Genomic DNA, 24,949 nt, shown 5'->3' on the forward strand with positions numbered 1-24,949 from the left:
GGGTCGGTCGGGACAGGGGGGGACAGGGTCAGTGCCGGAGAAGGACGATGACGGCGCCCCAGATGGTCAGCAGGACGTTGCCGACGGCGTACGGGACGGTGTAGCCGAGCGTCGGGATCTGGGACCGGGACGCCTCGTTGACGGCGCCGATCGCGGCCGTGGTGGTCTGGCCGCCGGCCAGGACGCCCATCAGGACCGGGAAGCGGATCTTCTGGATGTGGTGCCCCACCAGGAAGCCGACGAGCAGCGGGACGACGGTCGCGACGGCGCCGAAGAGCAGCAGTCCCCAGCCGGCCTCCGCCAGACCCGAGGTGAAGCCGGGCCCGGCGTTGACACCGACCACGGCGACGAACAGGCAGAGACCGAAGGTGTCCATGAACCACTGGGCGCCCGGCGGAACATTGCCGTACGTCGGGTACTTGCCCCGGATCCAGCCGAAGACCAGGCCCATGATGAGCGCGCCGCCGGAGGTGGAGAGGCTGATCGGGACCCCGGAGACGGTCAGGGCGGGGATGCCGACGCAGCCGCCGAGGAAGATGCCGAGACCGACCCAGGTCATGTCGGTCGCGAAGCTGGTCGGAACCGGCTTGCCGATCTCCTTCGCGGCGGGGTCGACGAGGCGCTTCGGGCCGGTGAGGACGACCGTGTCGCCACGCTCCAGCGCGGTGGACGGGCGGTGGGGGAACTCGGAGCCGGACCGGTAGAGCCGGTCGACGAAGACACCGGCCATGAACGGCTCGCGGCGCAGCGCGGCGATCGTCCTGCCGAGGTGCGCCTTCTCGGACACGACGACATGCAGGGATTCGGTCCGGTAGCCGAGAAGTTCCACGTCGTCGGTCTCTTCGCCGATGTGCGTACGGGGGCCGAACTCCACGAGATCGTGGCGCAGGGCCGACACGGCGACCACGTCGCCCTCGCGCAGGGTGGTCTGCTGGGTGTGGTCGATGATCGCGCCGTCCCGCCTGACCCGTGTGAGGTAGATCCGGCGGTCGAGTTCCCGCTGCTGGTCCTCGAAGTCTTCGATGGTGCGCCCCGCCAGGTCCGGGCGCTGGACGGTGTGGGCGCGCAGCACCACTTCGTAGTACCCCTCGCCGAGGTCGGGGTTCTCGTCGGGGGAGTCGAGCTCCTCGGCGAGCGCGGCGGACTCGGCGGCGAGATCCCGGCGGTAGAGGCGGGGCAGGACATCGGCGAGCAGAACGGCGCACAGGACGGTGCCGAGCGGATACGTCACCGCGTAGCCGACCGGGACCAGGTTCTCCTCGGTCTTCAGCCGGTCCGGGGTGAAGCCGGGCAGGGAGCCGATGGCGTCCTGGGCGACACCGATGACGGCGGACTGGGTGAGCGCGCCGCCGAGCAGGCCGGCGGAGAGCCCGGGCCCGTAGCCGAGCATCACCGCGAAGCCCCAGCAGACGAGCAGACCCGTCACGCAGACCACGATCGCGTTGATCACCTGGGGCAGGCCGTCCTTCTTCAGGCCGCGGAAGAACTGCGGGCCGACCCGGTAGCCGAGGGCGAACAGGAACATGATGAAGAAGAGGCTCTTCACCGTGTCGTCGATCTCGACCTTGAACCGGGCGCCGAGCACCAGGCCCGCGACCAGGCAGCCGGTGACCGTGCCCAGCGCGACGGCCTTGTAGCGGATCTTCCCGAGGAGGAAGCCGAAGGCGACGGTGATGAAGGCCAGCAGTTCGGGGTGGGGCTGGAAGATGTTCCGGTCGAGGAATTCGGTCACGTCGAGGCCCTTCCTAGGCGCCGAGAATGCCGACCAGGACGGGACCGGTCAGCGGCAGCAGGAAGTTGGAGAGGGTGTAGGTGATCGTGTAGCCGAGGAGCGGCACCGTGCTCTGGGCCGTCTGGCTGATCGCGGTGATGGCCGGGGTCGAGCACTGCTGGCCCGCGATGGCCCCGATGAGCAGCGGTTTCTCGATCTTCAGCAGCTTCAGGCCGACGACCAGCGAGAGGGTGGCGGGGATCAGGACCATCGCCACGCCCGCGAACGGGAGCAGGGCCCCGTACTCCTTCAGCAGCGGAGCGGCCTGGGGGCCGGAGGCGAGCCCCGTGCAGGCGATGAAGACGGCCAGTCCCATGTCCTTGAGGGTGGTCGCCGCCTGGGGCGGGAAGGCGCCGAAGGTCTGCCGGCGGGAGCGGAACCAGCCGAAGACCAGTCCGGAGATGAGGCAGCCGCCGCCGGTGCCGAGGGAGAGCGGGATGTCGCCGAGATGGACGACGATCTGGCCGAGGAGGGAGCCGGCGACGATGCCCAGGCCGAGGTAGACGAAGTCGGTGGCGTCGTTGTTGACGACCGCCCCGATCTTCTTCACCAGCCGGTCCAGTCCGGAGCGGGCGCCCACCAGGCTGAGTACGTCGCCGCGGCGCAGCACGGTGTCCCCGGACGCCGGCAGGTGCTGGTCGTTGCGCAGCACCTCGGTGACGTACACACCGGACTGCCCGAACTCGGGATGCCGGCGGCGCGCCGCGTCGATGGTGAGGCCGTCCGTCGCCTTCTCGGTGACGGCCACCTGCCGGGTGGCGAGCGGGGCGTCCAGGCCGGGGATGCCGGGGGTCTCCGGGCCCAGCTGCCGGCCCGCCGCGATGACCTCGCGCCGGCGGCCGACGAGCAGGACCAGGTCGGACAGGGAGAGTTCGAGGCCGGGCTCGGGGGTGAGCGCCCTGCTGCCGCGTTTGACCGCCTCGACGGTGACCAGGCCGTCCCGGGCGGACTGCAGCTCCCCGACCGTCATGCCGTCGCCGGCCGTCACCACGTACGTACGGCCGACCATGCCCGGCAGCGCTTCCCGCTCGTCCTCCTCCAGCGAGCCCTCGCCGCCCCGCATCTTCTCCCACAGCTCACGGGACGCCTCGCGCAGGTCGATCCGCAGCATCATCGGCATGATCTGGCTGGAGTACAGCACGATCGTGATCAGACCGAAGAGGTAGCAGACGGTGTACGCGGTGGCCACGTTGCCCTGGTACTCGGTGACCTGGGCCGGGGTCAGGCCCGCCAGCTTGCCGATGGCCTCGGTCGCCGTACCGACCACGGCGGACTCGGTGGCGGCGCCGGCGAGGATGCCGGACGCCGTACCGACGTCCAGGTCGAACGCCTCCGCGAGGAAGAGCGCGATCGAGACCACGCACACCAGCTCGATCAGGCACAGCACGCCGAACCTGAGCCCCTTGCGATTGAGGTTGGCGAAGAACTGGGGCCCGCCCATGTAGCCGAGGGAGAAGATGAACAGCGCGAAGAACACCGTCTTCACGTCGTCGGCCACCCTCACCTCGGACCAGGCGCCCACCAGGAGCGCCACGATCAGCGTCCCGGCGATGCCGCCCAGCGTGATCGGGCCGACGCGCAGTCTGCCGACGAGGTATCCGGCCGCGAGGCAGAGGAAGAGGGCGAGTTCCGGATGAGCGCGCAATACACCCATGGCACTCCGATATTTGTATGAGGCAGTCAAAGTAAGACAATTCAGGAATGTAGCCGCCCCCCGCGGACTCCGCTCGCCGGGGAGCGGGCATGCCTCCGTTCGGCCCTGACGGGGAGACCTGCCAGGGCCCTCCGTCCGGCCGTCCGGGGCGGAGAGAGCTTTCCGGGCGGTGCGGACCGCGGTGGGCTTGTTACGTGGCCGTCCGCGCCACCCGCGTCGGCTGTTCCGTCCGGGCCGTCTGCGCGTCCAGGGCCGCGAGCAGCCAGTCGTGCGCGACCCCGGGGGTCGGCTCCGGCCGCCCGCCCGGCGGGGTGGCGACCTCGGCAGCCAGCTCCCAGTACCGGTCGATCCGGGGGTCGGAGGCGAGCTGTCCGGCCAGCAGGCGGCGGAACTCCGCGGTGTCCCGGGTGCCGTGGACACGCGCGTACACGGCGACGAAGCAGTCCAGCGCCTCGCCCGGGGCCGGGGGCCGGTTCCACCGCAGCTGCCCGCCCGCGAGCTCGTACGCCTCGGCCAGGCCCGCGTACAGCACGGCCGCCCCGCGGCCCCCCGCGGCCCTGTGCGCCTCCGGCCGGCAGTGCTCCGGGCTCCCGCACGGGCGCGACGTCAGCGCGTGCAGCCGGGCGAAGGCCAGCACCTGCGCCGGGGACGGGTCCTCGGGCGGCTGCACCACCGCCACCTCCAGGAACGCGGCGGTGGCCCGGGCCGGCATCCGCGGCGGCAGCCAGGCGCGCCAGAACCGGGCCGGCGCCTCGGTGTTCGGCGGGCTGGTCACGGCGCCGATCAGCCGCAGCCGGTCGGCCCGCTCCCCGGGCGGGCACTCCTGCACCAGCCGCAGCCCCGCCTCCCGCCACCGCAGGGCCCTGAGCTCGGAGCCGAGCGCGCGCAACTGCCCGGCGACGGCGTCCTCCAGGACCCGGCCCGCCGCGTCCTCCTCGTCGAGGATCCGGCGCACCTCGGGAACCGGCAGGTCGAGGGTGCGCAGCGAACGGATCAGGCGCAGCCGGTCGAGCGCCTCCGGGCCGTAGCGGCGGTGTCCCCCCGCGCTGCGGGAAGCCTCCGGCAGCAGACCGCGGTCGGAGTAGAACCGGACGGTCTTGACGGTGACGCCCGCGTGCCCGGCGAGTTCGCCGATGCTGCACAGACCGTCGCGCGACGTGAACACTTGAACCTCCCTCAGGGGGAGTTCCTACCGTACCGGCGAGCGCGGACGGCGATCGGGCCGGACCGCGGACGGCGTACTGAGGAGAGGGTCATGACCGCATTCATCCTGGTGCCGGGCGTGTTCACCGGCGCACACGTGTGGGAGGACACGGCCGCGCGACTGGCCGCGGCGGGGGCCGAGGTGCACACGCCGGACCTCACCGGACTCGGCGCGGGGCGTGGCCCCGCGCGTCCCGGCACGGACCTGGAGACGCACATCGCGGACGTGCTGGCGGCGATCGACTCCGTCGACGCCGCGGCCGGGCGGGAGATCGTACTGGTCGGCCACGACTACGGCATCCACCCGGTACTGGGCGCCGCCGACCGGCGCGCGGAGCGCGTCTCCCGGATCGTCCACCTGGACGCGGGTATGCCCCAGGACGGAGTCCCGGCCCTGGCGGCGGTGCCCGACCAGGCCCTGCGCGAGCAGCTGGCCGAGCGCGCGGCACGGGGCGCGGCGGTCGGCGAGCTGCCGCCCCCGGCCCGCGACGGGTGGCAGCGCTGGGGCAGCACCGCCGGCGTCCCGGAGGAGGCGCTGGACCGCCTCGCCGCCCGCGCCGCGCCGCAGCCGCTGGGCACTCTGCTCCAGCCTCTCCGACTGACCGGCGCGGTGGCCGCGGTGCCCGCCACCGGGGTGCTGTGCACCGGAAACGGCGCGGGCATCGAGATGCTCCAGATGCGGGTGGGCTTCGGCGACCCCGCCTTCGAAGCCCTGACCGACCCCCGCGTGACGTTCTTCGAAATCCCCACCGGACACTGGCCGATGCTGTCCTGTCCCGCGGAGCTGGCGGAGGTCCTGCTGCGCGCCGCGGCAGGGGAGGGCCACCGGCTGAAGCCGGCCGGGACCACCGGACCGCCGCCCCACCTGCGGCCGTTCCTGCTGGATCTGCCCGAACCCGCCCGCGAGCGGACCGGGAACGTCGACCTGTACCTGCCCGCGGCCGAGGGCCCGCGGCCGGCGGTGGTGTTCGTGCACGGCGGCCCGGTGCCCGCCGAGGCGCGCCCGACCCCGCGGGAGTGGCCGGCCATGACGGGGTACGCCCGGTACGCGGCCGGGCAGGGCGCGGTGGGCGTGACCTTCGACCACCGCCTCCACGACGTCACCGACTACGAACGCGCCGCCGCGGACGTGGCCGCCGCGGTGGAGCTGGTCCGGGCCGACCCCCGGGTCGACCCGGACCGGGTGGCACTGTGGTTCTTCTCGGGCGGCGGTCCGATGGCGGCGGACTGGCTGGGGGCGCCCCCTGCGTGGCTGCGCTGCCTGGCGGCCAGCTACCCGATCCTGGCGCCGCTGCCCAACTGGGGGGCGGCCGAGGGGCGGTTCCGCCCGGCGGCCGCGGTGGCGGACGCGGGCGGCCTGCCTCTCGTACTGACCCGGGTGGGGCGCGAGGTGCCCGAGATCGCCGCCACCGTCGCGGAGTTCCTGGCCGCGGCCGAGGACTGCGGAGCCGGCGTCGAGGTGATCGACGTGCCGAACGGCCACCACAACTTCGAGGCGCTGGACCCGACCGACGAGTCGCGCGAGGCCGTGCACCGCGCGATGCGCTCGGTGCTGGCACACCTGACGGGCTGAGCCGGGCCGCCCCCCCGGCCGGGTCCCGCACGTTCCCCACCCCCAGGGCCCGGACGGGTGCCGGCGGGTTCGCCCGCGAACGCCCGCAGCGCCCGGGCGTCCTGCTGGTCTTCGCGTCGTTCGCCCTCGTCCGGGACGGCCCGCGCCGATCGTGCCGGGTACGCGGCGATCGTGGCCGGTCCACTGGCGTCGGCCCCCGTGGTGTACGCGTACGCGGGCGGGCCGTGCCGTGCCCGGCGACGCCTCATCGCACCGCACCGCACCGCCCCGGCGGACGCCGTCCGTCACGCCGGCCGGCGGCCTCTGCGGGGGAGCTCCCGGAGCACGTGGTGAGCGCTGACCACGCGCTCGCCGTCGCCGGCCTGCGCCGCCCGTACGACGGCAGGTATCGGCTCTTCGCCGAGGACGCCCGCGGTCAGGAAAGCCGTGAGCCGGTGCCAGACACCGGCGTCGCGCAGCATCGCGTGCCCGCCCCGGGGCATCACGATGCCGCAGGCCCGCGCCCCGGCGTGCCCAGCCCTCCGTACGAGGTCCCAGGAGTCATGGGCATGCGTGACGCGGTCCTGTTCGTCGTGGAGGACGATCACCTGCTTGTCCCTGAGGTGCGCCACCGGTTCGCCCGGCGGACACCACGGGGCGAGGGCGACGACCCCGCTCACGTGCGGGTGTCCGGCCACGCGCAGTGCTGCCCGCGCCCCCATGGAGTGTCCGACGAGGACGACGGATCCGAGCGGGACGAGCGGCTTCAGTTCACCGAGCGCCTCTCGCGCGTCGTGTACGGGGTCGCTGCGCGATCCGTTCCATCCGCGGTGGCGATAGCGCGCCGACGCCAGCAGCACATGGTGTTTCCGCGCGGCCTTCAGGATCGCGCTGCCGAACGGCCGCATGCGCGCGCCCGGCAGATTGAGCAGTGGCGGTGGCGTCAGGGCCTCCGAGCGGCCGCCGTGCAGGAGGAGGACCGCTCCCGCGGGCGCGGGCGGGTGGGTCCGCAGCCGAAGCGAACGATGGCCGGTACGGTCCCGCTCGTCCTGGTGCGCCCTGGGGTCGGTCATCATGTGCCTCACTGTTCGTGTCCGGTGGCGTGCCGGGGCGGCCGGGGGAGAGAAGCCGCTTGTGCGTGCCGTGTGCATGGCGTACCCCGGACGTCCGCCATGTGATTCTCCAGGAGCCGCGTCGCGTACCTGTCACGCGAACCGGTCGGCAGCTGTTCGAAGCGCGGAGCCGACCGGACGGGCCGGCCGCGGGATGGGCTCAGCCGCCGGGGCGCCGGCAGCCGGAGGCGCGACGGGGCCTGCCCTCCAGTTCCGCCCACACGGTGTGCCCGTGGCCGGAGGGGGCGTCGCCCCAGGAGGAGGCGAGAGTGTCGACGATGAACAGGCCGCGTCCACCGTTCATCAAGGAGCCGGAGGGGTGGCGCCAGCGTGCGCGCAGCCGGTCGATGTCGATACCGGCCCCGGCGTCGTGGACTTCCAGGCGTACGTACCGCCGTCCGCTGTCCTCGCACACCAGCCACATGCGCACATCCCACGGCGGCGTGCCGTAGCGGACGGCGTTGGTCAGCAGCTCCGTCACTACGAGCAGGGCGTCGTCGGTGAGGGCCTCCAGCTTCCAGCGCGCCAGACAGTGCCTGATCACCGCTCTGGCCCCGGCAGCGGCGCCCGCCGCTGCCGCGACCGGGTCACGGCCGGGCCGGGAGGGGGACACGACGGGCACGACGACTCTCATGCCCCTTATTCGTCGCCGCGGGGTTCCCGGATGGGTCCCGCCGTGGCGTCGCCGTCCTGCTGGGCCCCGGCTTCCGCACGGCGAGGCCGCTGCGGTCGCCCCGGGTGGGGTGGCGCAGCGGCCTCGCGGCGGTGTGCGTGCGGGGTTCGGGTTACTTGGGCATCAGGACGGTGTCGATGATGTGGACGGTGGCGTTGGCGGTGGGGACGTTGCCGCAGACGACGTTCGCGGTGTCGTTGACCTTGTAGGACTCGCCGGAGCCGGAAGTCGTCAGCTTGCTCTTCTGGAGCGTGTCGTAGGAGCCGTTCTCGAGCTGCTGGGGGGTGAGCTTCTCGCCCACGACGTGGTAGGTCAGGATCTTGGTGAGGGTGGCCTTGTCGTTGAGGACCTTGTCGAGGTCGGCCTTCGGGATCTTCGCGAAGGCGTCGTTGGTCGGCGCGAACACCGTGATGTTCTCGGCGTTGTTGAGCGTGTCGACCAGACCGGCCTTCTTGACCGCGGTCACCAGTGTCGACAGTGCCGGGTTGTTCGACGCGGCGGTCGCCACCGGGTCCTTGGCCATGCCGTCGAAGCTGCCCGCGCCGTCCTTCGGGACCGAAGCACACCCCGGACCGAACGGGCCCGACGCCTGCGCGGCCCGCCCGGTGTCGTCCTGGCCCGCGCTGTCCTTCTCCTTCGCGGCCGAGGAGTCCGAGGACTTGTCGCTCCTGCCGCCTTCGTCGTCCATGCCGCACGCCGTGAGAACGAGCGGAAGGGCGGCCGTGGCGGCGAGGACGGCAACGGTGCGACGCGAGCGGGTGCTGAACATGAACAGGTCTCCTTGAGGCGGTCGGCGCACCGGCGGGCGGTGCTCAGGGATGAGGGGTGCCAAGTGGGTACGGCCCCGCAGTCCGCTTCTTGCTGCTTCGGGGCCGCACCGCTTCCCTCACGTCGTCTATTCGGTGCCGGGGCCGCTGCGGATTGGTGGCGGGGCGAACGAGTTCCGGCGGGTACACAAAGTCGGCCGGCGAACCCATCCGCGAGAGCGGCGGCTACGAATCAGGCGAAAGAGCGAGAACCGCCCGGAAACCGCTGAGGGCCGGGCCTTTCTCACCCGCATCGCTTGGATTGGAAAGGTCCCGCATGGGCGACCATGACCCCGCACTCCGCCGAATCGGCCCGGTTCCCACGGGAGATGTGCGGTGAGGGAGATCGCGCGCATCGGACGCACCGCGCAGCGTGGACCCGAGCCGGCCGATGTCGTCGCTCGCGTCGCCGGCGGCGACCAGGACGCCTTCGCCGCCCGCTGCGACGAGATCTCCCTTCCCGTCCACGGGCCGGTGCTCAAGGCGCCGCGGGATCCGTCCCGGTCCGAGGAGGGGGCGCGGGAGGCCCTGGTCGAGGTGTGGCGTACCGCGGCCCGCCTCCGTTCCGGCCGGGGCAGCGTCATGACAGGGATGATGACGACGGCTCACCGTCGTGCGGTGGACCGTGCCCGCTCCGAGCAGGTCGGTGAAGAGGCGAGGGTCCGGCCGCAGGGCGAACACGTACGACGCTGCCGGAGGATCCTGACCGAGCTCCAGCGTCGGGCCGTCACGCTCGCCTCCTACCAGGGCTGCCCGCACCGGGAGGTCGCCGCCGCACCGACGGCGCCCCTGGGGACGGTCGGGACACGTCTGCGCGACGGTCTGATCCGGCTTCCGGACCGCAGGGGGGTGAACGCGTGAGCGAGGAACGCATGCACGCCCTCACCGGCGCCTACGCCCTGAACGCGGTGGCGGACGGCGAGCGCGAGATGGTCGAGCGGCACGTGCGGGACTGCCCGGAGTGCACCCAGGAAGTAAGGGAGCTGACCGCGACCGCGGCCCGTCTGGGAACGGCCGTCGCCGCCGCGCCGCCACCTCGGATGAAGCACCAGGTCATCACCTCGATCCAGGCCGTACGCCAGATGCCCCCGCAGGTGACGGCCGCTGAGGTCGTACGCCGTCCGGTCCGCGCACGCCGGATGTCCCGGCTGCTCCTGGCGGCCTGTGTGGCCGCGGCCACCGCGTTCCCAGGGGCAGCGGTCTGGCAGTTCGAGGAGGCACGGCAGGCCGGGCAGCACGCACAGCGGGTCAGGGCGCAGAGCGGCGATCTGGCACGGGTGCTGGCCGCTCCGGACGCCCGTACGGTCGTCGCCACCGTCAAGGGCGGCGGACGGGCCACGGTGATCGTCTCCCGTGGCCGAGGCCGCGCGGCCTTCCTCGCCTCCGGCCTGGCACGGCTGCCCGAGGACAGGACGTATCAGCTCTGGTTCGACGACGACGGCCGGATGAGGCCGGCCGGCCTCATCCGGCGCGACGGCGGTGTCGTGGTGGAGGGAGACATCGGAAAGGCGACCGGCATGGGCGTCACGGTGGAGCCCGCCGGCGGTTCGCCCCGGCCCACCACCACTCCGTTGGCCCTCATGACGCTCCCGGCCTGAGGCCTACGCCCGCGGTCACCGGCGGGCCGTGACGACGGGAGGGCAGCGGTACGCGCGGACGGCGACACCCCGGCCGGCCATCGCGTGAGGGAACGCCTCCGCCCGCTCGCCAGGCGCCACGGTGCCGAGATCCAGCAGCAGCACAACGCCTCCCCGTCCCGCGACCGGAACCTTCTCGTCCGCCCCGCGCTCGGAACCCTTGTCCCGATGGGGGTGGGCGTCGCGGCGGACAAGTGGACGTGTACGGGCGGGCGGTGGGCTGCGGGGGAGCGACCGGCAGCCGGCCGGAACTGGCGCTGCCGGATCCGGAGGAGTGCGGGCTTGGGACGGACCCGGTCAGGCAGGCGGAGGCGGGAGGTAGAGGGTGCGTTCCGGGGCGAGAACGACTAGGGCGTCTGCGAGGCCGTTCCGGACGCGGCCGTGACCGTTGTAACGGGGAGTCAGGTAGGACCAGGCGAGGTTGCCGGCGATCATTTCCTCCAGGGCGTCCAGGGAGGCGAGCATCCCGACGTCTGTCCGGCCGGCGCCGTAGCGCAGTGGTCCTTGCACCCGCTGTCTGGCGGGCACAAGGCGTGACAGATCGGGCCAAGCGTCGTTGAGGTCCTGGGAGAGGTGCTGCGTGCGCGGTCCTTCGTAGTACGCCGTCTCCTCCGACGGACAGAAGGACGGTACGCCGTGGTAACTCCATGAGCGGTAGGCAGAAATCGGCTGCGCGGCGAGGCGCGGTCTCCGTGGCGTTGTTCGCTTCGGTTGTGGCTGGCCAGGGAACCGTGGTCTCGGCTGCGGAATCCGGTGGCGGGCAAGCAGTGGGCAACGTCTCGCAGGACGGCGGCACGCCCTCGGCGTCGGGCACGACGGTCGTCATGCGTGACGGCACGCGTATCGCCGCTACTGTCCACGTTCCGGCCGAGGCGGGACCTCATCCGCTGATTGTCATGCCGGGCGCGTGGGTGAGCATGCCGCAGGATGTGCTGCTCGACGGCAAGAAGCAGTTGGCGGAAGCCGGCTATGTGGTCGTTGCCTACGACCCTCGCGGGTTCCGCCGCTCTGGTGGTGCGGTCGACATGGCAGGGCCCCGGGACGTGGCGGACGTCTCCGACGTCATCTCGTGGGCACTGGCGCACACGCCGGCAGACGGGCGCAGGGTCGGGCTGTACGCCTCCTCCTACGGCGCGGCCGTGAGCCTGAACGCGGCCGCACACGACGCCCGGGTCACGGCGGTAGCTGCCCTGTGCCCGTGGACCGACCTCTTCGACGCGTTCGTGCCCGGCGGCACCCGCGCCGCGCCGATCACCGCTTACCAGCAGGCCGTCGGCATGCTCGACGGGCGGATGAGCCCTGAGACGCGCCGAGCCTTCGAGAACATCGCCAGCGGGAGGGACCTGGCCGAGGTGCGGGCCTGGGCGCGCGCACGCTCCGCCCACACCTTCACGGCCGCGCTCAACACCCGCCGCACGCCGGTGTTCATGGCGGGGGAATGGAACGATCCGCTGGTGCCAGCCGGGCAGACAGGCAGGCTGCTGGATGAGCTCAGCGGCCCCCGGCAACTCTGGATGAACCCCGGCGGCCACGGCGATTCGAGCTCCCGCGAGGCATCCCTACTGCATCCGGAGACCACCGTCCGCGCACATGCCACACGGTGGCTCGACCACTTCCTTCTCGGCCGCCCCAACGGCGCGGACCGTCTCGCACCGCTCCTGCTGCGATCGCGCAACTCCACCGCGCTGGAGACATACCCGAGCTGGAAGGCGATGGAGGGCACGCCCGCGGCCGTACGGGTGCGGACGCTTCGAGAAGGGCGGGACCCGCGCCTGCTCGCCGGCCTGGACTCGGCCGCGGATTCCGGCCCGTTTCCGGTCGCGGGCCTGGCCGACTCCCTCGGCCTGCCTCCCACCACCGCCCTGCCCCTGCTCACCCCGCCCCTGGCGGCCATCTGGCACAGCGACCCCCTCGCTTCCCAGTGGTCACTGCGCGGATCACCCCGGGTACGGACCCGCGTGACCTCCACCGCGTCCCGAGGCACCTTCGTGGCCTATCTGTATGACGTGGACGCCCTGGGTGTGGCCCGGTTGGTGAGCCACGCCCCCTACACGTTCACCGGCACGCGCCCGGGAACCGCGATCGATGTCGACCTGCGGATGCCCGCCTCCGCCTGGGACGTGGTGCAGGGGCACCGTCTCGCCCTCGTCATCGACGGCGGCGACCACCGCTACACCGGTGTCAGTCCCCTGGGCGCCTCGATGACGTTCTCGGCGGCGGACACCCGCCTGAGTGTCCACACCCGCACCGGGTGACAGGGGCAGCGGCCCTTGGCCGCGCAGAGACAAAAAGGGACTGCGACCGCCGTGTCCGCCGGTACGGCTACGACGTTGGGAGGACGACACATCGATTTTCCCGCGGCACGGTGCCGCGGAGTCTGGAGTCATGCTCATGCAGGACGTTGTGGTCGGCGGCAAAGGGCTCGCACGGCACGTGGCGGTTTTCAACGTGCCGATGCACGGTCATGTGATCCCCACCCTCGCCGTCGTACGGGAACTGGTCGATCGCGGTCACCGGGTGAGCTACGCGGTGACCGCCGAGTTCGCCGACGGCGTCCGCGCGGCGGGCGCGACGCCCGTGCTCTATGACGTGCCCCCGGCGGAAGAGGCCCCCGAGGACATGGCCAAGGGGGTCACCCTGGCTGTGGGCGTCAATGTGATGGCGCTGCCGCAACTGGAGGAGGCGTTCGCCGATGACGTGCCCGATGTGGTGCTAGCCGACGTGTACGCGTGGGCGGGGCCGCTGCTGGCGGCGCGCTGGAAGGTGCCGGCCATCCAGCTGGCACCGACACACATCCCCTACGAGGGAGTGGTCCAGGAGTTCTTCGGCCTCGGGGACATCGCGCAGATCCCCGGCTTCTCCGAACTCTCAGGCGCGTTGGCGCATTTCGGGGTCCCTGGCGGCGTCCACTCCCTGACTCTGGCCCCGCCGCGCACCGTCGCCTTCTTCCCCCGCTCCTTCCAGCGGCGGCCGGAGACGGTGCGGGCGGGCGAGGCGCACTGGGTGGGTCCGGCCCTCTCCGAGCGTTCCTTCCAGGGCCGCTGGCACAGGCCGCAGAGCGACAAGCCGGTGGTGTACGTGTCGTTGGGCTCCCAGTTCAACCGGCGCCCGGAGTTCTACCGGGCCTGCATCGAGGCGTTCGACGGCCTGGGCTGGCAGGTGGTGATGAGCGTGGGCGCCGAGGTGGCGGCAGCCGGACTCGGCAAGGCAGGAGACGGGTTCGAGGTGCACGCGAGCGTGCCTCAGCTCGATGTTCTGGCCTCAGCCTCGGCCTTCGTCACGCATGGAGGTATGGGCAGCCTGATGGAAGCCTTCTCTCTGGGGGTGCCCGTCGTAGTGGTGCCGCAGATGGCCGAGCAGAAGGTCAACGCCGGCCAGGTCGAAGAACTCGGCGTCGGACGTCACCTCCCGCGGGACCAGGCCACCGCCGAAGCCCTGCGCGACGCGGTCCAGACGGTCATGGACGACCCGCACATCGCCACCGCGGTGACCAGGCTCCGCCAGGACATCAGCGCAGCCGGTGGAGCCGCAGCCGCGGCCGACATCGTGGAGAAGGCACTGGCGGACACGCCCATGACCACACGCTGATCCGGCCGCCGCATCTGCACCTCGACCCCGTCCGGCAGCCCAAGGCCACCACGCCCTCATCTCCGGCCGACGGCACGTTCACAACCGTCTCGATCCCTCTGCAAGACCTTCCCGGAGCAGGACACCAATGGAATCTTTCACCACCCGTCGGCACATCAGGATGAGCGACGCCGACATCTACGGCAATGTGCACAACCTGTCGATGATCCGGTACGCCGAGGACACCGCCGTCGAACTGGCACAGATGCTTCAGCAAAAGCACGGCGTCGAGAGCTACTGGGGTGTCGCGGAGATCCAGGCCAGTTTCACCATGCCGCTGCCCTGGACGACAGCCGAAGTCGAGCTGTCTCTGCAAGCCGAGAAGGTCGGCCGGGCCAGCCTGACGCTCCTCACCGCTGTCACCTCCGAACACGGCACCCACGCCACGGTGCGATCGCGCGTCATCCGTTTCGACTCCACCGGCAACCGCGCCGCCATCAGCCCTGAAGAATGCGCCCAGTACTCTCGCTACCTGACATCCGGGAACCAACCCACAGGCAGGGTCCTTGCCCAGTCCCGAGCCTGAACGGACGATGAAGCCGAGGACGAGCGGCGCAGTCCGAGTAGTGCGCCATCCCGTGCACGGAACGAACCCGGCGCCACGGGTTTGACCCGTCGAAGTCCCCCAACCGCAAGGGGTTGAAAGGGACTTCACGGGTCGACCCGTCGACGTACCGAATCGACGCGGCAGGGGAGTCGGGTCGGCTACGGCTCTTCCGTGGGAGCTGTTCGGCCATACTGGAATGGCGCGAAGCGGGCACACCACCCAAACCGGAAGGTCATTAACAGTCGATAACCGACCGCTGCTGAACGTTGCCGCTGTCCATGATCACGTGGAAATGCTCGAACGGTGCTCATGATCACGCGGAAGTGCCACGGAACCGCGGAACCTACACGCCGAGGTCAGACCGCCGGGGCCGGGTAGGTCGGGTACTCGACGCCGGACACGTGCTGGACGACCCGGATGACCTGGCAGGAGTAGCCGAACTCGTTGTCGTACCACAGGTAGAGGATCGCGTTGTCGCCGTCGACCTTGGTGGCGCCGGCGTCGACGATCGAGGCGTGGCGCGAGCCGATGAAGTCGCTCGACACCGCGTCGGGAGCGGTGGTGAAGTCGATCTGGCGCTTGAGCGGCGAGGTCAGCGACACGTTGCGGAGGTAGTCGAGGACCTCCTCGCGGGTGGTCTCGCGTTCGAGCCGCAGGCTGAGGATCGCGATCGAGACGTCGGGCACCGGTACGCGGATCGAGCTGCCGGTGATCGGCGCCTTGAGGTCGGGCAGCGCCTTGGCGACGGCGGAGGCGGCACCGGTCTCGGTGATCACCATGTTGAGCGGCGCCGAGCGGCCGCGGCGGTCGGCCTTGTGGTAGTTGTCCAGCAGGTTCTGGTCGTTGGTGAACGAGTGGACGGTCTCCACGTGGCCGCGCAGGACGCCGTACTCGTCGGCCATCGCCTTCAGCGGCGGGACGATCGCGTTGGTGGTGCAGGAGGCGCAGGACAGGATCTGGTCGTCGGGCTTGATCGTGTCGTGGTTGACGCCGTGCACGATGTTGGGGACGTCGCCCTTGCCCGGCGCGGTCAGGACGACCTTGTCGATGCCGGGGCGCAGGTGGGTCGACAGGCCCTCGCGGTCGCGCCACTTGCCGGTGTTGTCGATGAGGATGGCGTCCTTGATGCCGTACGCCGTGTAGTCGACCTCCGACGGGTCGCCGGCGTAGATCACCTTGATCTCGTTGCCGTTGGCGACGATCGTGCTGTTCGCCTCGTCGACGGTGATCGTGCCCTGGAACTGGCCGTGGATGGAGTCGCGGCGCAGCAGCGAGGCGCGCTTGACGAGATCCTCGGCGGCCCGGCCGCCGCTCGGGCGGACGACGATGGCGCGCAGTCGCAGGCCGTTGCCGGAGCCGGCCTTCTCGATGAGCAGGCGGGCGACGAGGCGCCCGATGCGGCCGAAGCCGTAGAGGACGACGTCGCGTCCCTCGCTGCGCTCGATCTTGTTGGCACCCGTGGCGCCGGCGACGGCCTCGGCGGTGAACTCCTCGACCGGGAGACCGCGGTCGTCGGCCTTGTACGTCGCGGCGAGCATGCCGATGTCGATCTGGGAAGGGCCGAGATCGAGCGTGGTGAGAGCCTGCAGGAACGGCAGCGTCTCGGTGACCGAGAGTTCCCCGCCGGCGATCTGCCGGGCGAAACGGTGGGTCTTGAGGATGCTCACCACTGACTTGTTCACCAAGGAGCGGCTGTGGAGCAGGATCGTGACATCACGCTCCCGGTGTAGCTTCCCGATGATGGGGATCATCGACTCCGCGATCTCCTCGCGGTTCTTCCAGTTGGTGAACGAGTCGTCATTGACAGTCACAGGTTTATCTTTCGAGCTAGGCGGCGCTCATATGCTAACCCCACCGGTGTTTTGATCATCCAGGTGGGGCCGCCTGGGCGGGATGCCGTGCTCGGGTCCGTGGCCCGACCGGGGCGGGGAATGCCTTGCCGGTGGCACAGAGGGGCTTCAACCGGCGGGATTCGGGCCGCCGATTATGATGCGGGTATGAGACGGCAGGTGTGGCGCGAGGCCCGGCCCGGTGGGCCGCGGGTGTACGTGCTGCTGGTGCTGGCCGTGTTGGCGGGTGTGGTGGCCATGCACGGCCTGGGGCCTGCTGTCCCTCCGGCCTCGTCCTCCGCCGTGCCGGAGGTCCGCCACGCGGTCGTGGCCGCGGCCTGGTCGCACTCCGGCGCGGCCGGGTGCGAGGACTGCGTCCACGCCGGGCATGACGACGGTGGTGCCGGCGGACATGTTGAGCACGCCGACGACCTGTGCGCTGCCAGTGGTACGGGTGGAGCGCCCGTACTGCCGACGCCTGCTCCGGCCGGGGCCGCTGCGGGGTGTCCGACTGCGGACGTCCCCGCCCCCGCCTCTGCGGCGACGCCGGGTGGACGGGCCCCGCCCTCGTTGAGCGAACTGCAACTCCTGCGCATATAGGCCGGCCCGCCGCGCCCGCCCCTTCGGGCGGTGCCGCCGTCAAGAGCCATGCCCATCGAGCACACACGCAGGAGTCGCACCACCATGACCGCACACCGTTCCCTGATCCGCCGTGCCGCCGCCGTGGCGACCGCGGCCACCGCCGCCGTGGCACTCGCCGCCTGCGGCGGAGGAAATGACGGCTCCGCCGGCCACGACGGCCACGGCAGGACCTCCTCGCCCAGCACGTCGGCCTCTGCCGGGCAGGGTGAGCACAACGGAGCCGACGTCGCCTTCGCGAAAGGAATGATCCCGCACCACCGTCAGGCGGTCGAGATGGCCGATCTGGCGCAGAGCCGGGCGCGGTCCGCCGAGGTCAGGAAACTGGCCGCGGAGATCGAGAAGGCGCAGGACCCGGAGATCAGGACCCTGTCCGGGTGGCTCGCTTCCTGGGGCGAGGAGGTCCCCGAGGAGGGCCGGAGCGCCGGGCACGGCGAGCACTCCATGTCCGGGATGATGACGCCCGAGGAGATGGACGAGCTGGAGAAGGCTTCCGGCACGGCGTTCGACACCGCCTTCATGCAGATGATGATCAAGCACCACGAAGGTGCGGTCGAGATGGCCAGGACCGAGCAGGCCGACGGTGCCTACCAGCCCGCCAAGGACATGGCCGACGCCATCGTCACCTCGCAGAGCGCCGAGATCACCCGCATGAACGAGCTGCTCGGCAACAACTGACCTCGCGGGCCGGCTGCGGGGGCGGCCACCAGCCGCCCCCGCTCCCTCCGCGCCCCGAGGGCTCGGCCGGCCGCGCTCCGGGCGGCCCGCCGCGCGGGCTCACAGCCGGCAGGCGACGTCCAGCAGCTTGATGGGCTTCTCCGCGTCCAGGTCGACGTACGCGGTGAAGCGCTGCTTGTCGTTCGCGCCCCAGTGGGTGGTGACCGTCGCCCAGCCGACCCGCGCCGACTGCGCGGTGGTCACCTTGCCGATCGAGATGTTCCGCGGCTCGTTCTGGGCGCACAGCAGCAGGTCGTAGTCGGGGATGCCGGCCGCCCGTTCCTTCAGGCCGGGCGCCACCTGGTGCTCGCGCTCCCAGGGGGACGGGCCGTGCTTGCCGTAGAAACCGGCCAGGAAGCGGTGGATCTCCGCGGCGGTCCAGCGCTTGTCCGGGGCGGGCTCGGCCGTCGGAGTGGTCCGCACGGCCGGGGTGTGGTGGGCGGTCGCGGCGGTCCGGTCCGGCTGGACGGCGGCCGGAGAGGTGGCGGCGATGGTCAGGGTGAGGCCGGCCGCGGCGGCGCACGCGGTGACGACAGTGGTGGCACGCGAAGCGGTACGGGGCATCAGATGTCCTCGACTTCCGTTTTTATGCGCATTATCCGGTCTTGCTTACTGAGACATCCGGATGCACCCGATGGTTGCGGCCCTCCACCCCCGAATCCCACCGACGGCTTCTTCGTCGAGGAGAGCCGAGGGGAGTCGAGGAGAAGGGCGTCCCGGCCGGACGCGAAGCCCCCGGCCGGGACGCCGGCCCGCCTACCGGGAGGCGCCGCCGAAGAGCGAGCCGAGCACCTGCCCGGTGAAGTCCAGACCTGCCTGTTCGCGCGGGGTCAGGGTGGTGGGGGTGTCGTCGACGGGCACCGCGGCGGCGGTCCCGGAGGCAAGCAGGACGGCTGCGAGGGAAGCGGTGAGGGCGAGGGTGAAACGACGGCGCATGGTTCTGTCCCTTCGGCGCGTACGAGGATTCGTCTCATCTTCACCGTGCGCCGGGTGTGCTTGCGCGTACCCGGCCCCGGACCGCTTGATTTCCCCGGGCACGTCACCCGATCCGGTCAGGTCCTTCACCCGTCGGGGGCCGCCGTGCCGGTGAGCGCGGGTTCACGGGAGTCCGGCACAGGCCCGGTGAGGCCGCGACGGTCGCGCCACCCGGCACCGTACCCGCCCGGCACCGTCCCCCGGCTCCTGCCCGGCCGGGTCAGGAGCGCCGGGGCGCTGTTGACCGCGGCGTCGCGGACGACGGCTCGGGGTGAGGGGGCTTGAAGCAGGCGGTGACCGTCTTGCCGTGCTGCTGCGCATGGGTCTGCCAGCTGTCGGCGAGGGCCTGCACGATGCTGACGCCCCTTCCCGAAACGGCCTCCGGGCCCGGGTCCCTGGGCTTGGGCACGGCGGCGGCCTCGTCGTGGACGCTCACGTGCAGGCAGGTGCTGTCCCAGGTCAGCACCAGTTGGGCGTCGCTGTGGGCGTGCAGGTGTGCGTTGGTGAGGAGTTCGGAGACCGCCAGTACGATCTCGTCCACGGTATCGGGCGCATCGGCGGCCCAGGGGAGGGCCTCCAGCTGATGGCGCGTCCACTCCCGCCCATCGCGTACGCCCTTGCCCGCGGGGAACGTGCGGGCCCACCCGGTCGCTTTGACGGCCATGGCATTCTCTCCGGAGTTCTCGTCCAGCAACGACGCAGAACGCCTACCCGCTGCGGCCCGGATCACCTCGCCGGAGATCCGAGTACGCCCTGACCCGGTGTGCGCCGTCCTCGGTGCCGACCCGCCGTGGACGAGCGGCGCCCCGCTTCGGATCAGGCGGGGTGGCCCGGCGACAGGTCGGCGACGTCGGTGAAGCCGAGCAGCTGGGCGCGGCCGGGCGGGCATGGGGACTCGGCCACCGGTGCCAGCAGGAAACCCACGTGGTCCCCCCCCCGGCGAAGAGATCCAGAACACGTCCGACGAACCAGGCACACGCATCGGTCAGCACCGGCGTGCCGCCGTCCTGCGACTGCCATGCGACGCGCTCGAACGTGTCGACACGGTCACCGGTCTCGCCGCCGAACAGTTCGGCCAGTGCTCTGTCCTCACGACGCAGCAGGTGCACGCCCAGATGCGACGCCCGACGCGCCACGCGGCAGGTGTGATGGGCGGTGGACAGCCGCACCATGAACCGGGGCGGATGGATCGAGCACTGGGAGGCGAACCCCACCAGGCATCCCGACCGCTCTCCTGCGGCCGCGGCCGTCACGACGTACATCGGGTAGTTGAGCAGATCGATGAACGTGTCGAGCTTCACGAGGCGACCGTACCCGGCCGGTGGCCCCGCGGGGCGCGTCGGCGACCGCGAGGCCGTGAGGGCGTTCCCCGCGGATCCGGCGGCCGGACAGCCGCCCATGGCGGGGAAGGGAGGGTCAACCGGTGAAGGTGCCGGAAGGACTTTCCCTGCTGTCCTCGTCCCCGTCCCGGTTCCCGTTCCCGTTCCCGCTCGTCCGTCCGTCCGGCACTCCGCCACCCGCCGGTGTGCTGACGGACAGCGGAGTCGCGATGTCCTCGAGGGACTTGCCCTCCGCCGCGACGGCGAAGAACACCGCCACCACACCTGCGGCCACCATCAGCGACGCGCCGACGCAGAACGCGAGTACGGCGTCCCCCACCACTCCGCTCTGAGTGAGCTCCGCGAACAGCAGCGGCCCGGAGATACCGCCGGCCGCTGTGCCGATGGCGTAGAAGAAGGCGATCGCCATCGCGCGGGTCTCCATCGGGAAGATCTCACTGACCGTGAGATAGGCGGAACTCGCGCCCGCCGAGGCGAAGAAGAGGACGACGGCCCAGCACAGGGTCATGGTCGTCGCGTCGAGCCAGCCGCTGTTGAAGAACCACGCGGTGACGAAGAGCAGCAGTCCCGAGAGGATGTAGGTGCCGGCGATCATCGGCTTGCGGCCCACCGTGTCGAACAGCCGCCCCAGCAGCAGCGGCCCGAGGAAGTTGCCGAAGGCGATGGCCGCGAAGAAGTACCCCGTCGACCCGCTGGGCACGTCGAAGAACTTCACCAGGATCGAGCCGAATCCGAAGGTGATGGCGTTGTACAGGAACGCCTGCCCGATGAAGAGCGCGAAGCCGAGGATCGCGCGCTTGGGGTAGGAGCGGAACAGGGTCCGGGCGATCTCGACGAATCCGATACCGCGCCGCTGCTCGATGGTGATGGCCGTAGCGGGTTCGGGCAGGCGCTTCCCGGTCTCTTCCTCGATCTCGCGTTCCACCCTGGTGACGAGTTCGTCCGCGCCTTCCGAGCGCCCGTGGATGAACATCCAGCGCGGACTCTCCGGCACGTGGCGGCGGACCAGCAGGATGACCAGGCCGAGGACGACACCGAGGGCGAAGGTGAGCCGCCAGCCGATGTCCTTGGGGAAGATGTCGGTGTTGAGGGCCAGGACCGACAGCAGGGCGCCGCCCATCGCACCGAGCCAGTAGCTGCCGTTGATGATGAGGTCCACGCGTCCCCGGTACTTGCTGGGGATCAGCTCGTCGATGGCCGAGTTGATGGCCGCGTACTCGCCGCCGATGCCGAAGCCGGTGAGGAAGCGGAAGAGGAAGAACCACCACGAGGAGTAGGACAGGGCGGTCATCGCGGTCGCCGCCAGGTAGACCGCCAGGGTGATGAGGAACAGTTTCTTGCGGCCGTACCGGTCGGTGAGCCAGCCGAAGAACAGGGCCCCGGAACAGGCGCCGGCCACATAGAGGGCGGCGGCGACCCCGGTGACTTGCGCGTCGGTGATGGGCAGTCCGCTGCCCTCCTCCGAGAGGCGGCTCGCGACAGTGCCGACGACGGTCACTTCGAGACCGTCGAGGATCCACACGGTGCCGAGCCCGATCACGATCATCCAGTGCCACCTCGACCACGGGAGGCGGTCGAGTCTGGCCGGGATTTTGGTGGTGATGGTTCCGGTTGCCGCGCGTTCGCTCTGACTCATCGTGCGCTTCCTCCTGACAGCGACTCCATCGGCGCCCAAGGGGCCGCATCCGAATACCCTTGATGAAACTGGGCAAACCGCTCGGTCGCCGCCACCAGGTCCGTCCGGCTGCCACCCTGTCCGTTCAGGGGAGGGCGGATCAGGGGAGGGTGGACCGGGTGGCGACCGGGCGGGGGAGACCCCGCCCTCCGGGGCCGGCTGTGACGGAAGGGGCGAGGCCGTGGAGCACGTACTGAACCTGTGGCGCCAGGACCTCGGAGAGGTGCCCCCGTCGGTCTGGCGGCAGACCGGTCTCCGCGTGCTGATCCTCGCGGACAACGGCCTCACGGCCCTCCCGCCGGAGATCGGCCGGCTGCGCCGGCTGAACACCCTGGACCTGGGCCACAACGCGCTCACGTCGGTGCCCGACGAGCTGGGCGAACTGGCCGGACTCGGCGACTGTCTCTACCTGCACGACAATCACCTGTCGCACCTTCCGGACTCCCTGGGGAACCTGACGCGACTGCGCTACCTCAACGTCGGCGAGAACCTCCTCGGCGTCCTGCCCGAGTCCATCGGCGACATGACCGGTCTCGTCGAACTCGGAGCACAGCACAACCGGCTGACCACGCTGCCCGACTCGATCGGCCGGCTCCACAGCCTTCGTGACCTCCGGTTGCGCGGGAACAGGATCGAACAGCTGCCGTCATCGGTCGCCGGATTGCACCAGCTGCGTCACCTGGACCTTCGGGAGAACGCGGTGACCGAGCTGCCGGAGTCGCTGGCCGGCCTCCCGCGACTGCGCCGGATCGACCTGCGGAGCAACCGCGTCGGCCGGCTGCCGGACTGGCTCGCCCGGATGCCGTCGTTGGAGAAGCTGGATCTGCGATGGAACGGGGTCGATCCCTCCTTGCCGCTGCTGGCGGAGCTGGAACGGCAGGGCTGTTTCGTCCTCGCGTGAACCGGATGGCGCGCGCTGTCGCACCGTCAGGCCGGCGGGGACCCGGGCGCGTCGGCGGCCGGCCGCGTGAAGGGCGGCGAGAGCTCTGTCCTGCGGGGCCGCAACGGCCCGCGTATCCGAAGCGTGACCGGGCGACTGCCCTGGTGCGGGACCTCGACGGCACCGAGGGTGATCCGACGGCGCGACACTGTTGCGCGCTGTCGCGACAGCGCGGGGGCGTTCTCCGTTGTGCCTACGCCCCCGTCGGGACCCTTCCGGCCGCCTGCGTCCGCACCGCCCCCATGCTCGCCGCGACGACCAGCACGATCGCCAGCCCCTCCGCGGGCGAAAGGGCCTGACGCAGTACGAGGAAACCGGCCGTGGCGGCGATCGCCGGCTCCAGGCTCATCAGCACCGCGAACGTCGCCGCGGGCAGCCTGCGCAGTGCCAGCAGCTCCAGCGTGTACGGCAGGACCGACGACATCAGCGCCACCGCGAGTCCCAGCCCCAGCGTCGAGGGAACGAACAGCCGCGTCCCCGCCTCCATGAGCCCGAACGGCAGGCTCAGCAGCGCGCCGACCCCCATCGCCAGCGCCAGCCCGTCCGCCTGCGGGAAGCGCCGCCCGGTACGGGCGCTGAAGACGATGTACGCCGCCCACATGCCGCCCGCCGCCAGGGCGAACGCCGCACCGGCCGGATCGAGCCGGTCGAAGCCCCCTCCGCCGAGCAGCACCACACCGCCGAGGGCGAGCCCCGCCCACAGCAGGTTCACCAGCCTCCGCGAGGCGAACACCGACAGGGCGAGCGGACCCAGTACCTCCAGGGTGACCGCCGCGCCCAGCGGAATACGGTCCACGGCCTGGTAGAAGAGCATGTTCATCCCGCCCATGGCGGCGCCGAAGGCGAGGACGGTGGCCCAGTCGGCGCGGGAGTGCCCGCGCAGCCGGGGCCGGCAGACGGCGAGCAGCACCAGGGCGGCGAGCACCAGCCGCAGCGTGACGACGCCGAGCGCGCCGGCCCGCGGCATCAGCAGCACGGCGACGGCCGCCCCGAACTGCACCGAAAGACCGCCCGCGACGACGAGTGCCACCGGCCCCAGGGAACGCCGGGCGCCGGAGGGCGGCGCGGCCGCGCCCTCGGGCACCGCCGCCGCGGCGACCGCCGCCTCCGTCCGTACGCCCGCCGCGCCCGCCTGCGCGCCGCTGCCCGCGTTCGCGGACCGCGCGTCCTTCACACCAGCCTCCCCGGTTGCTTCGTCCCGTCCTCCCCACGCTACGGACCCGGGCGTCGCGCGTGAAATGCCGTTCTCGCTGCGGTTATGCTCCACACGCATGAGCATCGAGCTGCGCCATCTCCGCTGCTTCCTCGCCATCGCGGAGGAGTCCAACGTGACCAGGGCCGCGGCCCGGCTGGGCCTCACCCAGCCCAGTGTCTCCCGCACGCTCGCCTCGCTCGAGAAGCGCATGGGCGTGCGGCTGGTGGACCGCTCCACACACCACCTCGCCCTCACGGCGGAGGGCCGGGCCTTCCGTGACAAGGCCGCCGCCGCCGTCGCCGCCTTCGACGAGGCGCTCGACACCGGGCGGCTGCGGCGCCGGCCCCTGCGGCTCGGGCACGCCTGGTCGGCCCTCGGCCCGTACACCACCCCGCTGCTGCGCCGCTGGCAGCGCGAACACCCGGACACCCCGCTCGAACTGCTGAGGATCGACGACCGTACGGCAGGGCTCGCCCGCGGCGAGGTCGACGCCGCCGTACTGCGCGGCCCGGTGGACACGCCCGGCCTGGTCACCGAGTTGCTGTTCACGGAGCCCAGGGTCGCGGCCGTACCGTCGGACGACCCGCTCGCGGCGCGGGCCTCGCTGACGCTGGCGGACCTCGGGGCCGGCCCGGTCGTCCTGAACACGGTCTCGGGCCTGACGACACCGGACCTGTGGCCCGAGGAGATCCGGCCCACGGCGACGGTCACGGTGGCCAACACGGACGACTGGCTCACCGCGATCGCCGCGGGCCGCGGCGCGGGGGCGTCGGTGGCCTCCACCGCCCAGATGCACGCGCACCGCGGTGTCACGTACCGGCCGTTGTCCGACGCCCCGAGCGCCCCCGTCTTCCTGGCCTGGCGCAGCGCGTCCCCGCATCCGGCCGTCCGTCAGCTGGTGGCCCTGGCCCGGGCGGTGGCCGGTTCGACCGGTCCGGCCGGACCGCGCTGACGCGCTTTCGCGGCGGCGGGTCCGGCGCGGCGGCGACCCTGCTCCCCGGTGCTTCCTGTCGCCTTCTGTCGCTGCGGAGGTGTTGACGTGTCTTCGTCATGGACC

Annotated in this window: 23 protein-coding genes and 1 pseudogene; 10 read left to right on the forward strand and 14 right to left on the reverse strand. The window is 71.6% G+C overall.

The genetic code is table 11. From position 1 onward, the window contains the following. Positions 1-28 precede the first annotated feature (28 nt). The 3 genes from aspT (ABD374_RS15425) to ABD374_RS15435 all read right to left on the reverse strand — a co-directional run bounded on the left by aspT (ABD374_RS15425) (position 29) and on the right by ABD374_RS15435 (position 4,590). Positions 29-1,732, reverse strand: coding sequence for an aspartate-alanine antiporter (gene aspT, locus ABD374_RS15425; RefSeq protein WP_344495485.1), 1,704 nt, complete (start codon positions 1,730-1,732; stop codon positions 29-31). Positions 1,733-1,745: 13 nt separating this feature from the next. Continuing rightward, the gene (gene aspT / locus ABD374_RS15430) at positions 1,746-3,425 is read right to left on the reverse strand and encodes an aspartate-alanine antiporter (RefSeq protein ID WP_344495487.1); all 1,680 of its coding nucleotides are present in this window, start codon (positions 3,423-3,425) and stop codon (positions 1,746-1,748) included. A gap of 190 nt (positions 3,426-3,615) precedes the next feature. Continuing rightward, entirely contained in the window at positions 3,616-4,590 is a 975-nt protein-coding gene (locus ABD374_RS15435) for a helix-turn-helix domain-containing protein (protein WP_344495489.1), read from the reverse strand. A 90-nt stretch (positions 4,591-4,680) separates the two neighbouring features. Between ABD374_RS15435 and ABD374_RS15440 the strand changes: the two genes are divergently transcribed. Beyond that, on the forward strand, positions 4,681-6,201 hold the full coding sequence (locus ABD374_RS15440; RefSeq protein WP_344495491.1) for an alpha/beta fold hydrolase: 1,521 nt from the start codon (positions 4,681-4,683) through the stop codon (positions 6,199-6,201). Positions 6,202-6,485: 284 nt separating this feature from the next. Here the strand turns inward: ABD374_RS15440 and ABD374_RS15445 are convergent, their stop codons facing one another. The 3 genes from ABD374_RS15445 to ABD374_RS15455 all read right to left on the reverse strand — a co-directional run bounded on the left by ABD374_RS15445 (position 6,486) and on the right by ABD374_RS15455 (position 8,734). Beyond that, positions 6,486-7,256 carry an alpha/beta hydrolase gene (locus tag ABD374_RS15445; RefSeq protein WP_344495493.1) on the reverse strand — a complete coding sequence of 257 codons (771 nt, stop codon included), beginning with the start codon at positions 7,254-7,256 and terminating at the stop codon, positions 6,486-6,488. A 196-nt stretch (positions 7,257-7,452) separates the two neighbouring features. Next, positions 7,453-7,926, reverse strand: a complete 474-nt coding sequence (locus ABD374_RS15450) for an ATP-binding protein (RefSeq protein ID WP_344495495.1) — start codon at positions 7,924-7,926, stop codon at positions 7,453-7,455. A gap of 151 nt (positions 7,927-8,077) precedes the next feature. After that, positions 8,078-8,734, reverse strand: a complete 657-nt coding sequence (locus tag ABD374_RS15455) for a fasciclin domain-containing protein (RefSeq protein ID WP_344495497.1) — start codon at positions 8,732-8,734, stop codon at positions 8,078-8,080. 373 nt (positions 8,735-9,107) lie between these two features. Here ABD374_RS15455 and ABD374_RS15460 point away from each other — a divergent pair, with 373 nt between their 5' ends. Both ABD374_RS15460 and ABD374_RS15465 read left to right on the forward strand, forming a co-directional pair. Next, a complete protein-coding gene (locus ABD374_RS15460) occupies positions 9,108-9,632 on the forward strand; it encodes a sigma-70 family RNA polymerase sigma factor (RefSeq protein ID WP_344495499.1) in 525 nt (174 codons plus the stop codon). Further along, positions 9,629-10,369 (forward strand): anti-sigma factor, encoded by a 741-nt coding sequence (locus ABD374_RS15465; RefSeq protein ID WP_344495501.1) that lies wholly within the window; start codon positions 9,629-9,631, stop codon positions 10,367-10,369. Before ABD374_RS15460 ends, ABD374_RS15465 begins: the two co-directional genes overlap by 4 nt. Before the next feature lie 336 nt (positions 10,370-10,705). Here ABD374_RS15465 and ABD374_RS15470 read toward each other — a convergent pair whose 3' ends face one another. Further along, positions 10,706-10,873: a hypothetical protein gene (locus tag ABD374_RS15470; protein ID WP_344495503.1), complete on the reverse strand. Its 168-nt coding sequence runs from the start codon at positions 10,871-10,873 to the stop codon at positions 10,706-10,708. Between the two features lie 266 nt (positions 10,874-11,139). On the opposite strand from ABD374_RS15470, the gene ABD374_RS15475 reads away from it, so the two are divergent. The 3 genes from ABD374_RS15475 to ABD374_RS15485 all read left to right on the forward strand — a co-directional run bounded on the left by ABD374_RS15475 (position 11,140) and on the right by ABD374_RS15485 (position 14,561). Further along, positions 11,140-12,663 (forward strand): CocE/NonD family hydrolase, encoded by a 1,524-nt coding sequence (locus ABD374_RS15475; protein WP_344495505.1) that lies wholly within the window; start codon positions 11,140-11,142, stop codon positions 12,661-12,663. Between the two features lie 136 nt (positions 12,664-12,799). Beyond that, positions 12,800-13,996: a macrolide family glycosyltransferase gene (locus ABD374_RS15480; RefSeq protein ID WP_344495507.1), complete on the forward strand. Its 1,197-nt coding sequence runs from the start codon at positions 12,800-12,802 to the stop codon at positions 13,994-13,996. 160 nt (positions 13,997-14,156) lie between these two features. Further along, complete coding sequence (locus ABD374_RS15485; RefSeq protein ID WP_344495509.1) at positions 14,157-14,561, forward strand: thioesterase family protein; 405 nt, start codon at positions 14,157-14,159, stop codon at positions 14,559-14,561. A gap of 377 nt (positions 14,562-14,938) precedes the next feature. Here ABD374_RS15485 and ABD374_RS15490 read toward each other — a convergent pair whose 3' ends face one another. Beyond that, a complete protein-coding gene (locus ABD374_RS15490; protein ID WP_344495511.1) occupies positions 14,939-16,393 on the reverse strand; it encodes a glyceraldehyde-3-phosphate dehydrogenase in 1,455 nt (484 codons plus the stop codon). A gap of 186 nt (positions 16,394-16,579) precedes the next feature. On the opposite strand from ABD374_RS15490, the gene ABD374_RS15495 reads away from it, so the two are divergent. After that, the gene (locus ABD374_RS15495; protein WP_344495513.1) at positions 16,580-17,011 is read left to right on the forward strand and encodes a DUF6153 family protein; all 432 of its coding nucleotides are present in this window, start codon (positions 16,580-16,582) and stop codon (positions 17,009-17,011) included. A gap of 84 nt (positions 17,012-17,095) precedes the next feature. Beyond that, positions 17,096-17,728 carry a DUF305 domain-containing protein gene (locus tag ABD374_RS15500; RefSeq protein WP_344495515.1) on the forward strand — a complete coding sequence of 211 codons (633 nt, stop codon included), beginning with the start codon at positions 17,096-17,098 and terminating at the stop codon, positions 17,726-17,728. 99 nt (positions 17,729-17,827) lie between these two features. On the opposite strand, the gene ABD374_RS15505 is transcribed toward ABD374_RS15500, so the two are convergent. The 5 genes and pseudogenes from ABD374_RS15505 to ABD374_RS15525 form a co-directional block, all read right to left on the reverse strand. After that, a complete protein-coding gene (locus ABD374_RS15505; RefSeq protein ID WP_344495517.1) occupies positions 17,828-18,331 on the reverse strand; it encodes a hypothetical protein in 504 nt (167 codons plus the stop codon). Positions 18,332-18,523: 192 nt separating this feature from the next. After that, positions 18,524-18,703, reverse strand: coding sequence for a hypothetical protein (locus tag ABD374_RS15510; RefSeq protein WP_344495519.1), 180 nt, complete (start codon positions 18,701-18,703; stop codon positions 18,524-18,526). Positions 18,704-18,962: 259 nt separating this feature from the next. After that, complete coding sequence (locus tag ABD374_RS15515; protein WP_344495521.1) at positions 18,963-19,406, reverse strand: ATP-binding protein; 444 nt, start codon at positions 19,404-19,406, stop codon at positions 18,963-18,965. Between the two features lie 152 nt (positions 19,407-19,558). Continuing rightward, positions 19,559-20,004 (reverse strand): annotated as a pseudogene (locus tag ABD374_RS15520) (flavin reductase family protein). 154 nt (positions 20,005-20,158) lie between these two features. Continuing rightward, positions 20,159-21,718, reverse strand: coding sequence for an MFS transporter (locus tag ABD374_RS15525; protein ID WP_344495523.1), 1,560 nt, complete (start codon positions 21,716-21,718; stop codon positions 20,159-20,161). Between the two features lie 220 nt (positions 21,719-21,938). Between ABD374_RS15525 and ABD374_RS15530 the strand changes: the two genes are divergently transcribed. After that, a complete protein-coding gene (locus tag ABD374_RS15530) occupies positions 21,939-22,658 on the forward strand; it encodes a leucine-rich repeat domain-containing protein (protein WP_344495525.1) in 720 nt (239 codons plus the stop codon). Positions 22,659-22,890: 232 nt separating this feature from the next. Here the strand turns inward: ABD374_RS15530 and ABD374_RS15535 are convergent, their stop codons facing one another. Beyond that, the gene (locus ABD374_RS15535; protein ID WP_425577248.1) at positions 22,891-23,871 is read right to left on the reverse strand and encodes an EamA family transporter; all 981 of its coding nucleotides are present in this window, start codon (positions 23,869-23,871) and stop codon (positions 22,891-22,893) included. 97 nt (positions 23,872-23,968) lie between these two features. Here ABD374_RS15535 and ABD374_RS15540 point away from each other — a divergent pair, with 97 nt between their 5' ends. After that, positions 23,969-24,844 carry a LysR family transcriptional regulator gene (locus ABD374_RS15540; RefSeq protein ID WP_344495527.1) on the forward strand — a complete coding sequence of 292 codons (876 nt, stop codon included), beginning with the start codon at positions 23,969-23,971 and terminating at the stop codon, positions 24,842-24,844. Positions 24,845-24,949: the final 105 nt, after the last annotated feature.

This window comes from Streptomyces enissocaesilis, assembly GCF_039533765.1.
In the GTDB taxonomy this organism is placed as follows: domain Bacteria; phylum Actinomycetota; class Actinomycetes; order Streptomycetales; family Streptomycetaceae; genus Streptomyces; species Streptomyces enissocaesilis.